General features: G+C 41.5%; 13 protein-coding genes and 1 pseudogene. 10 read left to right on the forward strand and 4 right to left on the reverse strand.

The annotated features are described in order from the left end of the window. Positions 1-187 precede the first annotated feature (187 nt). From MFF31_RS09025 to MFF31_RS09035, 3 genes are all read left to right on the forward strand, one after another. Complete coding sequence (locus MFF31_RS09025) at positions 188-496, forward strand: hypothetical protein (protein ID WP_248565436.1); 309 nt, start codon at positions 188-190, stop codon at positions 494-496. Between the two features lie 153 nt (positions 497-649). Then, positions 650-856, forward strand: a complete 207-nt coding sequence (locus tag MFF31_RS09030) for a helix-turn-helix transcriptional regulator (protein WP_238187689.1) — start codon at positions 650-652, stop codon at positions 854-856. Beyond that, a complete protein-coding gene (locus MFF31_RS09035; protein ID WP_238187690.1) occupies positions 856-1,296 on the forward strand; it encodes a hypothetical protein in 441 nt (146 codons plus the stop codon). The genes MFF31_RS09030 and MFF31_RS09035 overlap by 1 nt, the downstream gene beginning before the upstream one ends. Positions 1,297-1,627: 331 nt before the next feature. On the opposite strand, the gene MFF31_RS09040 is transcribed toward MFF31_RS09035, so the two are convergent. Together MFF31_RS09040 and MFF31_RS09045 are read right to left on the reverse strand one after the other, a co-directional pair. Then, the gene (locus tag MFF31_RS09040) at positions 1,628-2,437 is read right to left on the reverse strand and encodes an alpha/beta fold hydrolase (RefSeq protein ID WP_238187691.1); all 810 of its coding nucleotides are present in this window, start codon (positions 2,435-2,437) and stop codon (positions 1,628-1,630) included. Positions 2,438-2,558: 121 nt separating this feature from the next. Continuing rightward, entirely contained in the window at positions 2,559-3,026 is a 468-nt protein-coding gene (locus MFF31_RS09045) for a MarR family winged helix-turn-helix transcriptional regulator (RefSeq protein WP_238188542.1), read from the reverse strand. A gap of 158 nt (positions 3,027-3,184) precedes the next feature. Here MFF31_RS09045 and MFF31_RS09050 point away from each other — a divergent pair, with 158 nt between their 5' ends. Beyond that, positions 3,185-3,547: a DoxX family protein gene (locus tag MFF31_RS09050; protein WP_238187692.1), complete on the forward strand. Its 363-nt coding sequence runs from the start codon at positions 3,185-3,187 to the stop codon at positions 3,545-3,547. A gap of 47 nt (positions 3,548-3,594) precedes the next feature. Next, positions 3,595-4,968, forward strand: a complete 1,374-nt coding sequence (locus MFF31_RS09055) for an MFS transporter (protein ID WP_238187693.1) — start codon at positions 3,595-3,597, stop codon at positions 4,966-4,968. Positions 4,969-5,091: 123 nt separating this feature from the next. On the opposite strand, the gene MFF31_RS09060 is transcribed toward MFF31_RS09055, so the two are convergent. Then, the gene (locus MFF31_RS09060; RefSeq protein WP_238187694.1) at positions 5,092-5,811 is read right to left on the reverse strand and encodes a 3-ketoacyl-ACP reductase; all 720 of its coding nucleotides are present in this window, start codon (positions 5,809-5,811) and stop codon (positions 5,092-5,094) included. A 170-nt stretch (positions 5,812-5,981) separates the two neighbouring features. Between MFF31_RS09060 and MFF31_RS09065 the strand changes: the two are divergent. Continuing rightward, positions 5,982-6,338: pseudogene (locus tag MFF31_RS09065) on the forward strand (winged helix-turn-helix transcriptional regulator); the annotation flags it as partial. Between the two features lie 233 nt (positions 6,339-6,571). On the opposite strand, the gene MFF31_RS09075 reads toward MFF31_RS09065, so the two are convergent. Next, positions 6,572-7,924 carry a lytic polysaccharide monooxygenase gene (locus MFF31_RS09075; protein WP_282570437.1) on the reverse strand — a complete coding sequence of 451 codons (1,353 nt, stop codon included), beginning with the start codon at positions 7,922-7,924 and terminating at the stop codon, positions 6,572-6,574. Between the two features lie 727 nt (positions 7,925-8,651). Between MFF31_RS09075 and MFF31_RS09080 the strand changes: the two genes are divergently transcribed. From MFF31_RS09080 to MFF31_RS09095, 4 genes are all read left to right on the forward strand, one after another. Continuing rightward, the gene (locus MFF31_RS09080) at positions 8,652-9,329 is read left to right on the forward strand and encodes a response regulator transcription factor (RefSeq protein WP_238187695.1); all 678 of its coding nucleotides are present in this window, start codon (positions 8,652-8,654) and stop codon (positions 9,327-9,329) included. Beyond that, the gene (locus MFF31_RS09085; protein ID WP_238187696.1) at positions 9,326-10,696 is read left to right on the forward strand and encodes a sensor histidine kinase; all 1,371 of its coding nucleotides are present in this window, start codon (positions 9,326-9,328) and stop codon (positions 10,694-10,696) included. Before MFF31_RS09080 ends, MFF31_RS09085 begins: the two co-directional genes overlap by 4 nt. A gap of 180 nt (positions 10,697-10,876) precedes the next feature. After that, on the forward strand, positions 10,877-13,975 hold the full coding sequence (locus MFF31_RS09090) for an efflux RND transporter permease subunit (RefSeq protein WP_238187697.1): 3,099 nt from the start codon (positions 10,877-10,879) through the stop codon (positions 13,973-13,975). A 23-nt stretch (positions 13,976-13,998) separates the two neighbouring features. Beyond that, positions 13,999-15,192: an efflux RND transporter periplasmic adaptor subunit gene (locus MFF31_RS09095; protein ID WP_238187698.1), complete on the forward strand. Its 1,194-nt coding sequence runs from the start codon at positions 13,999-14,001 to the stop codon at positions 15,190-15,192. The last annotated feature ends 151 nt before the right edge of the window (positions 15,193-15,343 follow it).

Raw genomic sequence — 15,343 nt, forward strand, 5'->3', positions numbered from 1 at the left:
AGTTCGACAAAGTTAGCGATTTTCCTGTATCTATAGCGTGAGTATTTCATTCCGCTGACCTATTGTCGCGAAGAGTCCTGATCGCTAACCTGTTCTTACATAACAACCATTATACGAATGAAGGAGAGAGTTGAAGGCGCTAAGAGTAAACGTATTGTCGTATACACTGATAAACAACCGATAAGATTTGTCGGAGAAGCGGTGTTTAACCTATGAAGTGAAAGGAAATAAGCTTGTCTTAAGCAATGGGAAAACATATTCCTACAAGCTGGGAACTAAGACAGTGGAAATTGACGGGGATGTCTATACCAAGTATGTGCCGGCCAGTCGTGTGAAGCTAGATGGCAAGTATGTTTCTACTAGCTATGCAAGCAGTAGGACTGGTGGTGGATTAGCGAGTGAAGTGACGTATATTTTCAATAAAGATGGCACTTTTCATGATAGCAAATTTACTGGGTGTTGTAGAATTAAAACAAAGTTTGATAATTCGGAATAAATATTGATAATATGTCCATTACACTTCCGCAAAATCATGTTGTAGACTATTAGTTGAAGAAAATACGACACAAAAATGCAAAGCTAGCTTGACATAGAATGAAATGTGAACTATTCTAAAAATGCAAAGCGAACTTTGCATGGGAGTGATCACTTGAAGACAAGAATTACTGAACTGCGTAAACAGCATAAGCTGTCCCAAGAAGAGCTGGGGATGAGCGTAGGTGTTACCCGACAAACCATCACCTCGCTTGAAAGGGGAAAATATACGGCTTCCCTTGTTCTTGCCTACAAGATTGCCAAGCATTTTGGACTAGCCATTGAAGATGTTTTTGATTTCAGTGAAGCGGAGGAATTATAATGGAGAATTACAAGGTTCAAATTAAAACTCGCAAGAACGCACTGTCACTGGTAGCTGCTGCCACGCTATTGATATATGTGGGACTTGTGTTTTACCGCGGGGGTCTTCCCGAATTACCCAGTTTTATAAAGGGGTTTCACACAGGCGCTTTTATCGGCACTGAATTATTTCTCGTTTTATTTCTCGTCAAGTATATAAAAGCCAGCAAAAATGATGAGGAGTTGAAAAAGTTGTATATCGAGGAGAACGACGAGCGGAACGGACTGATTCTCCAGAGTGCCAGTTCGCTCAGCATAATCATAATTCTCATAGGTCTGGCTATTGCCTCTGTGATTGCCGGTTTCTTCAATTCCTTGATATTCTACACCTTATTGGCTGCATTACTATTTGTTGTTATCATTTTTTTTATGCTGTGGAAGTATTACACGAAAAAGCTTTAAAGGCTACATCAAATGGTTCATCGGTAGAATAAGAATGAGCTAACGGGAAACGATAGTTGAATAACAGAAGGGCTGCCTGGTGGTAGCCCTTCGTTGTTAAGTTCAGTTTTTATCAAACTTTATTTTAAAAATATTTGGTCTCCTTAACGGAAAACCAAAGGTAGGTAGCTTTAAAGTTATCAAACTTTATTATATAGCTACAGGTATACGTCAGATGGCTCAGATCAAGGGAATGACGAAGATGTTTTTCAAAATAAATGGCTTGGATTTTATGTGTGGAAAGATTTATAATCGAAAGCTTCTTGCCGAATTTTTATATAAGGGTCACTATTTATGAATTCACAAATTCCATAAGTCCTTTATTTAAGTCATCCGCTTGATCGATTGGCAGCCCGTGACCGCTGTTTTGGAATGGGTATAGCTTTGATCCTTTGATCTGCTGTTGGGTAAGCTGAGCGCTTTGAATCGGGATCAATTGATCATGAACGCCGTGGAAAATCGCCGTAGGTACATTGATTTTACTTAGATCGTTGGTTACATTTTCCCGGGCTGCTTCTCTTAATATTTTGATGAGTGCATAGGAAGCGGATTGCTGACCCATTTCAACAAACCATTGAAGCGTCCCAATGCCCAGGTTTCGATTAAAAAACATAAGGGATACATCGTTAAGAAACTTTGGCATATTGACATACATTTGATTAATAAGACCTTCTGCCTGTTCTTTCGAAACGCCGTAAGGGGAGTCCGGAGCTTTAACGAAAGAAGGCGAAACAGCATCCACCAAAGCAAGCTTGGAAATATGGCGCCCTCCATAGCGGGACATGTACCGGATAGATATAGCTCCTCCAACCGAAAAGCCTACTAAAGTGGCATTTTGGATGCCGAGTGTTTCCAGAACGATATAGACATCATCCGCCATCCGATCATATGAATAGCTGCCCCAAGGCTTAGAAGATTGACCGTTGCCCCGAATATCCATACTGATACACCGGAAACCGTGCTCTGGCAATACGTTAAATTGATATTGGTACATATTATGGTTCAAAGGCCAGCCATGAACAAAAAATATAGGTTTGCTGCCGGGGCCAGGGTTAATATCTTGTACGAAAATATGAACATCTTTTTCGACCTCGATATACATCGCAAATCCTCCGATCAACGACAGATTAACTTGAAGTTTATGTTATGTCTGTCGATTGCGGGGTATGCTTTTTAAACGTTATATGATGGTATCTCGGAATGGTATACATCATCGTTTTCCTCTAATCTTCTATGCAGTCGCTTGATATATCTTTATTTTTGGAAAGCTGAAAAAGCATATCATACAACTGTTTGCGTTGTTCTACTGGAAGATTTTTTAGTAGATCCTCCGCTATGTCAGCCTGATAAGTAAGTGCCTGATCTAAACTAGCTTGTGCTAGTTGCGTTAATTGTATGAGCGTCGCCCGACGATCGGTTGGATCGGGAATACGAACAAGAAGCTTGTCCTCTTCCAGAGCATCGATAAACCCGGTAACTGTACGCGCTTGAATGCCTAATTTATTAGCGAGCTCGTTCATACGAATTTGTCCTGCCTCTGCAACGGTCGATAATAGTCGGAGCCGAGGTCCAGAAAGTTGATAGGGCATATCATGCGCAGATAAACGAGTTTGAAATTCTCTCTGAAGGGCATGTGTTGATCGAACTAATACATGAATGATATCTATTGCAGCAGGCTGATTAATTGGGATCAATAGAAGTACCTCCTTGACAGTTATGGCTGTTTTCGTATAGTCTACATTTACTGAGGTCCATCACTATTCATTATACTCACAATGATGTAGCTCTGTATATTGTAACATATTTTATTGGTCTGATTTACATTCTAAAAAATTTTTGGAGGGGTCTTATGTCTATTTTAACACTTGTATTTCAGTGTTTATTAATTGTTGTATTTTTATTTTCAGGGTTAAGTAAAGTGAAAGGTGCAAAAATGCAGGTTGAAACTTTCCGTCACTTGGGGCTGCCACAATGGTTCAGAGCAGCAGCAGGATATATCGTTTTGGTAGGCGTTGCTGGTCTTATTATAGGATTTTGGCATGAGAGTATACTTTTCCTTGCGGGTATGTGGATTTCTTGCATTATGCTAGGTGCAGTACTATCCCATATTCGTGTTAAAGATTCGTTTAAGCAAATGTTCCCTGCGTTATTGTTAATGATTATTGTATTCCTGTTTTCTCTCTTAAATTACTCTGCTGGCTCCATCTTTTAATTGCAAACTACGCACCTACACTACTGAATAGAATGGAGATTTAGATGATGTCAGATGCAACATCAAAAAATGCTGATAAGCTGCTGCGGGTTTTAGTTATTACTTTAATCTTTTCGGTTATGAACGGCACGATGTTCAATGTTGCGCTCCCTGCGATAGGTGAAGAATTTGATCTCATTCCTTCGCAAGTAAGTTGGATTATGACCAGCTATATGGTCGTATATGCTGTTGGATCAATCGTAATGGGGAAGCTGGCAGACAAATATAGGCTTAAGGACTTGTTAACAGTTGGACTCATTATATTTGCTGTAGGCTCGATGATTGGTTTGGTTTCCAACGATTATTGGCTCGTTATTATGGGGCGAATCATCCAAGCTGCGGGTGCATCCGTTCTTCCAGCAACAGCGATGATTATCCCGATTCGATATTTTGCTCCAGAAAAAAGGGGACGTGCACTTGGAACTGCTGCTGTCGGCCTAGCGCTTGGCAATGCATTGGGTCCAGTAGTAGCGGGCTTAATTACAAGTGTAGGAAGCTGGAGGCTAATGTTCATCATTTCCTTGCTACCACTCCTAACGCTTCCATTTTTCAGAAAATATCTAGATAACGTAAAAGGAAAAGCAGCACGTATTGATATCCTTGGCGGTGGTCTGTTGGCTGGGACAGTAGCTCTTTTCTTGCTGGCGATAACGCAATGGAACATATGGCTGTTGGTTGGCGGGGCTATTTTGCTGGTGCTCTTCATAGTAAGAATTCAAACGGCTGCTGAACCATTTATTAAACCTAGCCTATTCCGCAACAAAAACTATTCCATCGGATTGTCGCTTGCTTTTATTACAACTGCGATGAGCTTTAGTATGATTTTTATGACACCTCAATTTCTAGCATCATTGAATGGCTTGTCTTCTGGAAACATAGGTTTCGTCTTAGTTCCAGCAGCTCTTGCCTCGGCTATACTAGGTCGTAAAGGCGGGAAGCTAGCTGATGAACGCGGCAACTATACGCTTGTTTTTGTTGCAGTGTTACTCATCTTTTTATGTTTTGCCTTACTATCAACTTTTGTCGGAGTATCCGCCTACTTCATTGCAATCATTCTCATTTTAGGCAATGTGGGACAAACTTTCATGCAAATCTCGATGTCGAATACCGTTTCAAGGTCGCTTTCCAAGGAGGAGACAGGGGTTGGCATGGGAATGCTCTCCATGGTCAACTTTATTTCTGGAGCAATCGCTATGAGTCTAATTGGGAAGCTGCTCGACGGGGGTTCAACTTCCACCGCTTTCAATCCATGGCTTGTTAATGAGTCTGCCGGTTTGTTCAGTAATATTTTTGCCCTATTGTCTATCCTAATTATCATTGCTTTCTTGATTTACCGTTTTCAGTTCGGAGCAAGCATGGCTAAGCCGATGAAAGGTAAGTGACAGGTTAGCCCTGCTGAGAGTAATGAAAAATGACGTTTAAAGAGCCTTCAATACCACTATGACAGTGGGAATGAAGGCTCTTTATTTTGATCAAAGATATAAGTGAAAGGGATTTTCAGTTGTTTATTGTGGGTTAGTTGTCCAAATACCTGCTGTTTTAATGAAAACGCGCGGAGGTAATTTTAGAGTTGCTAAAGCTAGTTCAGCTACATCTTCAGGTTGCATCATACGATCCTCGTCACCGATTTTTAATCCTGCGTTAGTTGCTAATTCAGTATTAACTGTACTTGGCGTCAAAGCTGTCACACGAATATTGGATTTACGAACCTCTTGCATAAGAGATTCTGTCAAACCAAGAACAGCGAACTTGGAAGCACAATAAGCAGAACCAGTAGCGAATCCACGCTCACCTGCAGTGGAAGCAACGTTAATAATGTTTCCTGATGCTTGATTGATCATTGTTGGCAATACTGCGCGAGTTACATAATACGTTCCCATAAGATTGACTTGAATAATGCGTTCCCACTGTTCAATGTCCATGTCGACCAATGTACCGAATTGTGCAGTTCCTGCATTGTTGATTAAGATGTCGATTGTCCCAAGCTTCTCTAGTAGTCCAGAAATAGCGGAATCCACTTGTGCCTTGTCGGAAATATCTGCAGAAGCAATATGAACATCCACAGAGTAGGATTCTTTTAATTGGGTTTGAAGTGACTCAAGATCTGAGCTCGATCGTGCAACTAGTCCAAGGTTAACTCCCTCTTTTGCTAGTGCAACTGCGATTGCTTTTCCGATTCCTTTTCCTGCGCCAGTAATTAGAGCTGTTTTATGCTGAAGGTTCATTAGTAGACACTCCTATAAGTTGGATTTTTCTAATATGCATCTTGGGTTAACTTTACCCTGCTAAGATGGTCTATATACTATACAATAATAAGAGATATTTTATAATGACGCACTTTTGAGTTACAGGGTTACCTGCTGGTAACTGTATCTCGACTGAAAGGAATGAACGAATGGGAGATTTAAGGCAAGAAATTCGAGCGAAAATTGAGAACCAACAATACAATTGCGAAAAGGAACTGACCCTGTCCATTATTAGCGGGAAGTGGAAAGTCGTCATTTTATATCATTTAGGCGTTGAAGGAGCACATCGATTCAGTGATATCAAAAGATTATTTCCAAAAATATCGCACAAAGTACTAACAAATCAGCTCAGGGAGCTGGAGGAAGATGGCATCGTAAATCGGGAAGTATTTTATGAAACGAGCCCTATTCAAGTCGAATATTCACTCACTGAGGTAGGGGAAAGCCTGTTGCCGATCGTTCTGATGATGTACGAATGGGGAAAAGAGCGAATGGAGAGTTTGAAGACGAGAGCAGCCACAACGGATACATGTGACAACAGGGACGAGAGGAGCATAGCTGAGCTAAATTCAGCTAATAGTGCGGTTAAGCAGGATATATATTAGTTGTGTATACAATATAAAAGGCTAGAGGAAGGTGTAGAAATACCACCATTTCTCTAGCCTTTTTTAAACCATCTGCCAGGTACAGCTCAATATTACATTGATTCTAGTCTCACCACTGGGCTATCTCTAATTGATTAAGTGCAGCTGCCAAGCGACAGCCATACATCCCATTGTCCACTCTTAAGGTCAGGTCGTTCGTTTTGTGTCCACCATTTGGCCTGATATTTTATTCCGTTATAAGTGACTTGATCTCCATTTAAATACGTTTGGGTGGAGCTCCACGGTGCGGGACATACAGTGCTGAGCGTTGTTACGGAATGTGTGTTGCTTGAAGGAGATACATTACCTGCCTCATCCACAGCAAATACCGTAAAGTTATAGGCTGTACCTGGAGTTAAGCCTGTCACATTGTAGGAGAGTGTCGTCCCGGATACGGTTGTGAGAAGGGCTCCATCCTTGTAGACGCGATAGGCATGAACGCCTACATTATCCGTGGATGCTCCCCACATAAGAGTGAGGTTATTTGTACTTACGCCCATATCGTGCAAGTTGAGGGGTGCGGTTGGAGCTATTGGATCAGGAACGACTATTGTGGTTGTACCCGATATGGAATTGCTATCTCCCGACTGATTGCCAGCTGCGTCCCGTGCTGCAACCTTATATTGATAAGTGGTAGTCGGTGTTAATCCAATATCTTTAAAAGTTGTAGTCGTGCCGCCCACGAAACCAACTTTCACACCGCCGCGATAAATCCAATATTCATCAACAGCTACATTATCTTGGGAAGCGGTCCATGACAATGAAACGGAGGATGAAGTAGTATTCGTCACAGCGAGGTTGCTTGGATTCGTAGGAGCTTCAATATCAGCGGGAGCTCCGAAATTAACATCAATGACGTTGTAAAAGGCATTGGCCGTATCGGCAACTTCCCAAACTGCCAAGATTACTTGGTAACCAGTACGTGCGGGGATATTACAAGTATGAGAAAAAGTTGTTGGAGGCTGACCGCTGTATGGTAAGTCACAGAATGGCACTAGGTCGAAGGAGTTACGCGAAAGAGAAGCGTTTTGGTTCCAGTTTTGCTTCGTCATATAATATTTCCAGCTTGCAGTTGAGTGAGCAGCTGACAGGCTCCATCGGAACGTTGTTGTTCCTGATGTTACTTCTACTTTGGACCAACGAGTTGAAGATTGCTCATCCAGTTTCGGGTAACGCCCGCTTGCACTGGCGATTTGGCCATCAATAGGTCCGGCGGCTGGCCAGCCTTTCAGTGCTTCAAAATTGTGCGCATTATATTGTGCTTCTCCACAGTCCGTGTTTACTTGGATTTTACATAGATATGCACGACTTTTGGGGATATCTACATATCCGTGTGCAGAGGCATTCTCAACAAATATTCCAGCAGAAAGGAATGTAACAAATAACACACTAGTAGCAACGACAAGCTTGAACATCTTTGATTCATAAAGGGATCGGAATAGTACCATTATTATTTCCTCCTCAAATTTGGTTTTCGGATAGGACTGGAAGTAGAAATCCAGTTTGCCAAAGAAACGTAAATGGACAATCTCTCCTTTCAGAACATAGATTAATAGACATAACTAATAGCTTAGGATGTCGTCACCAGTTATGAGTGGATGAAGATAACCACCTCCTTTTCCTGGATGAAAAGTAGTCGAATAAGCAAAGTCTTTTAAAAAGTCGATAAATGAAGTTGTCCAACACAATATGCATGAATTGAATAGTCGGTTCTAAACGAAAGAAGTGGTTTAACAGAGAATGTATGTAGAGGAAAGTTGGGAAAGCAAAGAAGGAATGAGAGTAGAGGCACCTATTAAAGAGTTAATAGAGAGCCTGTTATGGAGCATAATTACGAATCTACGAATGGATCTACAAGGAGAGTAACAGAAAAAGTAAGCGCTTACTATCTATATAATATTCCAAATGGTCATATCAATGCAAGATAGAAAGCGATGTGCGATAGATTAATTTTTTGGAAGACAAGCGAGGTAGCAGGCAAGCGGTGATTACTAGATGGGCGCTGCACCGATACCTTGTTCCAATTAACGGCTATTTTTTTCAAACTTCGAATATCGATCATTTTATTCATATTTTTTAGATGAAGTAGATGAAGAAACGCGAGGTAGCCATTTTATGGCATATGATAGTATAGTTGGATAATAAAGAGTATATAGTTACGGAGGAGTAGCAGAGATGGCCAACATCCTAATTGTCGATGACGACCCGGATATTGTTGAACTTATTCGTTTTTATTTGCTAAGGGATGGATTCAAGGTTGTAGATGCAAGTAATGGTAAAGAGGCAATCGAAAGGATGGAACGGTCAAAATTCGATCTGATCGTCTTGGACATTATGATGCCGCAAATGGATGGCTGGGACTTTTGCCGATATTTGAAGGGCGATTTTCTAGAGATGCCCGTTCTCATGGTAACTGCCAAAGGTGAAACAGAACATAAGCTTAAAGGGTTCAATTTAGGAGCGGATGATTATTTGGTAAAACCGTTTGATCCTATTGAGCTGGTAGCACGAGTAAAGCTGTTACTGAAGAGATACAGAATTCAAACTTCAATGAAGGTACATGTCGGCAATGTTATGTTGGACAAAAATAGATATGAAGCAGTAGTGGATAATCTCCAATTTTCAATTCCGCTGAGGGAGTTTGACCTCTTGTATAAACTTGCTAGTTTTCCGGGACAAATTTTTACGCGGAATGACTTAATTGTGCAAGTGTGGGGAGCGGATTTTGAAGGGGACGACAGAACTGTAGATGTTCATATTAAGCGGATAAGGGATCGTTTCACAGAGCTGGACTGTGCATTCACGATCGAAACGAAACGAGGGCTTGGCTACAAGCTAGAGGTACAGGGATGATCAAGACGTTATACGTTCGAGTCGTACTTACCTATGTGGCAGCAGTGGCTATTGGTTTGATAAGCACTTATTATTTATCATTATTAATTACAACTTCAATAGGGGAGCGGTACATCGATAGGCTACAGAAGAGTTTGGTCAATGATGTGGAAATCATTCGAGAGATATACGAGGATAATGGTTACATGCAGGCTAGCAAGGTGATGAAACAAAAGCGGCTTTCGAAGAAGTATGATGTTAGGCAATTTGACAGCAATGGAAAGCTACTACCGCTCAATAAAGTGAAGCAGGAGGAACTTTATGTTGTATCCCAGCAAGAGGTTCAGTCTGTACTGGACGGTGAAGTTTATAAAGGTTACGAGGCCTCTTCAACGGAGTTGGTTATCGGATTTCCTTATGTAGAGGACGGGATACGCTATGCATTGTTCGTAGAAACCTCGGAGAGTAGTGCGAGCTTAGACTTCTCGATACTACTTACAATTGCCTTGATTATTAACTTCATTGTAGGCTGCTCAATTATGATCGTCGGAGCACGCTACTTAGTACGACCTCTGCGAGGGATGAAAGCAGCTACTGAGCAGCTCGCAAGAGGCGAGTTTAACATTAATTTGGGCTGGTCAAAGCGCAAGGATGAGCTTGGGCAGCTCACACAGAGCTTTAATTATATGGCGAGTCAAATGCAGCAGTTAGAGAAAATGAGACAAACCTTTGTATCAAATGTATCACATGAAATTCAATCACCGCTAACTTCGATCTCGGGATTCTCTAAGGCGCTCCAGCATAATGATCTGTCCGAAGAGGAACGAATTCGCTATTTGCGTATTATTGAACAGGAAAGCGAAAGAGTGTCACGTCTAAGCGAAAACTTATTAAAACTAGCATCATTGGATTCGGAGCATCATCCATTTGATCCCGTGCTGTATGAACTGGATGAGCAGCTCCGCAAAGCGGTCGTAGCTAGCGAGCCCCAGTGGTTGGCCAAGTCGCTGAATTGGTCGCTTGATTTGTCTCGAACCAAGATTAAAGGGGACGTGGACCAGCTCAATCAGGTTTGGATTAATCTGATTGGAAACAGTATTAAATTTACGCCGGAAGGCGGTCAAATAAGTATCCATATAGTCAGGCACGTAGAGTCCATTGAGGTGCATATTAAGGATACCGGAATTGGTATTCCTGAAGAGGATACCATTAAAGTGTTCGAGAGGTTCTATAAGGCTGATAGATCTCACAATAAAAATAAATCAGGCAATGGCTTAGGTCTAGCTATCGTCAAAAAAATTGTATCAAGGCATCATGGCACCATCACTCTGAAGAGTAGTCCAGGTGAAGGAACAACCGTTATCGTTACACTGCCCCATCTCACATAATAACATCAACTAATAGCCAATGATTTAGGGATTTTATTCCTTTATCGTTGGTTTTTTTGTTGTAACTAAGTTATGTCATAGTTTATTCATATTCGTATATTAAGCTTATGACTAGTTGTTGGGAAATGTTTACTATAGGCAAGTGAGGTCTATAGAGATGAAAATGCAGGAGGGTTAAGTTTGAAGGCACTGATTGATTTTTCTATGAACAAAATAGCGGCAATGATCATTCTGATCGCAATCTTGTTTGGAGCTGGAGCTTATTCGGGAATGTCACTTAAGGTAGAGAACATGCCGAATATTTCTGTTCCGTATCTTATGATTACGACGCCTTATCAAGCTTCCCCGCAAGATGTGATGGGCTTAGTTACGAAACCAATCGAAGACAAGATTGCAAATGTGCAAGGTTTAACAATGCTCAGCTCGACTTCCAGTGATGGTATGTCGATGGTTACACTTGAGTTTAATGAGAAAGTTAACATGGACAAGATGAAGCAGGATCTAGAAAGTCTTGTTCAAGAAGTTTCGTTGCCAAAGGGTGCTGGTAGATCAAAGATATCCTCTTTAGGATTCGCTTCTACGCCGGCCTATTATTTGGCTGTTTATGCGAAGGAATCAATGTCTCAAAGTGAGCTGGATCAATTGTATGAGCGGCAATTAAAGCCTAGTTTTGAAGCTATTAATGGTATCGATCATATCGATACGATAGGCGCACGCAAAACTTCGCTAGATATTCAATTGGATGCATCAGCCCTACTGGCATATGGGCTCACTCCAAGTGCAGTTAACGAACTGGTACAGTCTGCCCTGTCGAAAGGATCTGTTGGCGTTGTTAAATTCAATGGAAATACAGGAATTGTTCGAGTTCAAGGAGAGCTGAACAGCCTCTTTTCCTTGGAGAACTTAGAGATCGCTGCACCGACAGGTCAAACATTGTTATTAAAGGATTTGGCCAATATTCAGGCGGTTAATGAAGTTAATTTTATTGCTCGGATGGATGGAAAACATGCGATTGGAATCCATCTCTATAAATCTGCTGCAACTAACGCAGTTGAGTTTTCCGACGAAACGAATAAGCTCATTCACAATTGGGAGAAGGAGTTCTCAGATGTATCCTTTAATAAATTGTACGATAGCGCAGACGAAGTAAGAGGGTCCATCAGTGGATTGTTGAAAGAAGGCTTCATTGGTATCGTGCTGGCATCGTTAATGATTTTGATTTTTTTGCGAAATGTGAGAATGACGATAATTGTAATTGTTTCGATCCCGCTGTCAATTCTCTTAACGTTAATTATGATGCATACGATGAACATTACGTTAAATATTATGTCACTTGGAGGAATGTTCATTGCTGTCGGACGGATTGTTGATGACAGTATCGTTGTTATTGAGAGCATATATGCTAATCTGCAAAAGGCACAACAAAGGAATGAGTCGGTCATTCTACTTGCAGTTAAACAAGTGGCGATGGCAATCAGCTCGTCTACCTTTGTAACCGTTGGAGTATTCCTTCCAATCGCCTTTGTATCAGGCATGGTCGGAGGTTTATTCCGCCCGTTTGCTGTTACGGTATCTTGTGCTTTACTTGCTTCCCTTTTAGTTTCATTAACCGTTATTCCGATGATGGCAAAGCTGATGGTGCTGCGCAGTTCCAAGGCAACGGATGTACAAGAACATGCAGGGGGCAAGTTTGAATCATTATATGAGAGAGTCCTTATCTGGAGCTTAACTCATCGGATCAAGACATTACTATTTTCCGGATTGTTACTCATTTTGACGATAATGTTTACCGTACCTAACCTTCCAAAAGCACTTATGCCGGAGGGGGTTGTAAACAAACAAATGAACTTTGCCATTATGTTGCCTTCCGAGACTCCATTCGACAGTACGGACATGCAATCGAAAGTAATCGAAAAACTACTTCGCGATGCGAAAGACGAGAGTGACAAACCTCTGTTTACATTCGTAGAAGCATTGGTTGGATACTATGAGGATGATGAACGTGTTACCAATTCTATTGAAATTATTACTGAAGTCAATGAGAACGCAGATCCAAAACTCGTTAAAGATCAATACACCCAATTGATTGCAGCTCAGCTTCCTAAAGGCTCTGAAGTATTGCCAGGGTCGTTTGCAGGCGGAAGTGGATATTCTACTACGGATTTCACTTATGTTATTTATGGGGAAGATCAGCAGGTGCTGGAGCAAGCATCTACGGTTATTAAAAGTAAGATGAAGGAGTCTCCAGAGCTCAAGGAAATTAAAGATAGCTTGGGGGATGCGAAGAAGGAGATGCAAGTCACAATCAACTCTTCTAAGGCAAGATCATTTGGACTGAGTAATGAACATATTAGTGCACTTGTTGGGGGATGGATTGCCAAGTATGAGCTTGGTAACATCCGTTTGGATAATACGGTGTATCGAGCTGGAATCGAACTTGCTCCAAGGGACAAAAGCTCACTAGAACAGCTAGGTCAAATGCCAATTCAGGCTGAGGGTGGAGCTATCGTTTATTTGAATGAAGTAGCTAAATTAGAAGAAGTTAAAGCGCCTGTATCACTTGATCGAGAGAGTCAGAAGTTGATGGTTAGAATGACCGCCAAAATCGATGTGGCTGATAAAGCAGCAGTGGCTGCGAGAGTAACAGCGGAGCTTGGACAAATTGAACTTCCAACAGGGGTAACTACTACGACTCGTGGTGTAAGTACGGATATGATGAAAAGTTTTAATCAGATGTATGTCGCAATGGGTGCAGCGATTGCCATCGTTTATTTAATTATGGTGCTGTGCTTTGGGAATGCCGGTACTCCATTTGCGATTTTGTTCTCATTACCATTGGCAGTTATCGGCGGCCTGTTAGGGTTATGGGTAACCAACGAATCGATAAACATTACATCACTGATCGGTTTTCTGATGCTAATAGGCATTGTAGTTACGAATGCGATCGTCTTACTTGATCGTACACAGCAGCTGAGAAAAGAAGGATATCTCGTTCGACACGCAATAATTGAATCAGGAAAAGTAAGATTGAGACCTATCATTATGACAGCTGGAGCGACCATCTCGGCTATGGTTCCACTAGCGCTTGGACTTTCACATGGGACACTTATTTCTAAGGGATTAGCAGTTGTCGTAATCGGCGGATTAATTACATCCACCATACTAACGCTTGTTGTTGTACCAATTATTTATGAAATGATCGAGTCCTTTAAAGAGAGAATGAGCCGTATGTTCAAGAAGAGCGAGCCGGCAACTGGCGTTAAGGATATCAACGTATAAATTGTACAAGGGAGCTATCGTATATGAAGACAAAGGTTTATCGAAGTGCCATCCATAGTAAGGTTTCCAAGTTATCAATAATCTTATTCTGTGCAGTCTATATCGCGGGATGCTCATCATCGCAGGCCCTATCTTCTGAACCTGTGAAGGCGGAAGTGCCTCAAGTAAAGGTTGAAGCGGTAGGAAAGCATAGTATGGGTGAGCCACGGGAGCAAATAGCGGAAGTTAATGCTTCAGCGAGAATTGACATTATCGTTGAATCCGGCGGAGCACTTGTTACGATGGTGAAGCAGAATGGCGAGAGAGTTCAAGCTGGGGAGGTTATTGCCAAAATTGAAAGTCGTGCTGCCTTAATAGAGAGAGAAAAAGCAGAAATTGCACTTAGAACGGCAGAACTGAATCTTTCCGTCACGACAGCATCAATGAGTGCAGATCGTCTTCAATTAACTAGTGATATCGAAAAGCTTAAGGAATTATTGAAGCAGCAAGTGAGGGATGATGTTGCTGTTGTTGAGCAAGAAGAAACAAAAAGGAGCCTTCAGTCTTCAATGAGAAAGCTAGAAGGTTTATCAGAAGATAAATCGACAGCTATTAAGAAGGGAGAAGTAGAAACAGCGAGACTTACGCTGGAACAAGCAGAGTTAGCCTGGAACGATGGACAAATTTTGTCCCCTGCTAATGGAGTACTGACTGATGTGAAGTTGAACGAAGGGATGACTATTCCCGCAGGGAGTGTGTTCGGAATTATTCAAAAAACGGACATGGTTAAAATTAAAGCACAATTAACGGAATCAGCTACTAAGCTCGTTCGCAATAAGAAGGAAATAACGTTTGTTGATTCCAATGGCGATAAACATGAACGGAGTGCAAAGGTTGTATACCTGTCAGATGTACCTGATGCTACTACAAGATTATATGCGCTGGAACTCGAAGCAGATAATGCTGCTCATACGCTAAAGCCGTCTACTAGAGTACATCTTCAATTGACAACACCAGAAGAGGAAACAGTTATAGCTGTACCGTCTCTTAGTATTTTGAGAGAAGAAAGTGCTGCTTATGTATTCGTTATAAACGGGAACAAAGCAGAGAAGCGAAAAGTAGAGTTAGGCCGAGTGAACGGTCCTTATCAGGAAGTAATAAGTGGAGTCACTCTCGAAGATTCGTTAGTTGTGTCAGGTCAACACGCTTTAACTGAAGGGCAAACTATACAGCAATGAAAGGCTACTGAAGTTAGTGGAGAGGCACAAATGGATCTCGGATAGTATAGAGGTAGAGTTGTCCAAACTCTTAACGATGTTAACTTTTGACAATAATTATATAAATTGCTAATATTAAAGTGGACGTCCAATCTTAGTATCTATCACGAAT

It is taken from the genome of Paenibacillus sp. L3-i20, assembly GCF_022180385.2.
Lineage (GTDB): Bacteria > Bacillota > Bacilli > Paenibacillales > Paenibacillaceae > Pristimantibacillus.

Excerpts from the sequence above, each read along its gene's own strand:
- MFF31_RS09035 (WP_238187690.1), top strand. The coding sequence starts at position 856 with ATGGAGAATTACAAGGTTCAAATTAAAACTCGCAAGAACGCACTGTCA.
- MFF31_RS09040 (WP_238187691.1), bottom strand. The coding sequence starts at position 2,437 with ATGTATATCGAGGTCGAAAAAGATGTTCATATTTTCGTACAAGATATT.
- MFF31_RS09050 (WP_238187692.1), top strand. The coding sequence starts at position 3,185 with ATGTCTATTTTAACACTTGTATTTCAGTGTTTATTAATTGTTGTATTT.
- MFF31_RS09055 (WP_238187693.1), top strand. The coding sequence starts at position 3,595 with ATGTCAGATGCAACATCAAAAAATGCTGATAAGCTGCTGCGGGTTTTA.
- MFF31_RS09060 (WP_238187694.1), bottom strand. The coding sequence starts at position 5,811 with ATGAACCTTCAGCATAAAACAGCTCTAATTACTGGCGCAGGAAAAGGA.
- MFF31_RS09075 (WP_282570437.1), bottom strand. The coding sequence starts at position 7,924 with ATGGTACTATTCCGATCCCTTTATGAATCAAAGATGTTCAAGCTTGTC.
- MFF31_RS09080 (WP_238187695.1), top strand. The coding sequence starts at position 8,652 with ATGGCCAACATCCTAATTGTCGATGACGACCCGGATATTGTTGAACTT.
- MFF31_RS09085 (WP_238187696.1), top strand. The coding sequence starts at position 9,326 with ATGATCAAGACGTTATACGTTCGAGTCGTACTTACCTATGTGGCAGCA.
- MFF31_RS09095 (WP_238187698.1), top strand. The coding sequence starts at position 13,999 with ATGAAGACAAAGGTTTATCGAAGTGCCATCCATAGTAAGGTTTCCAAG.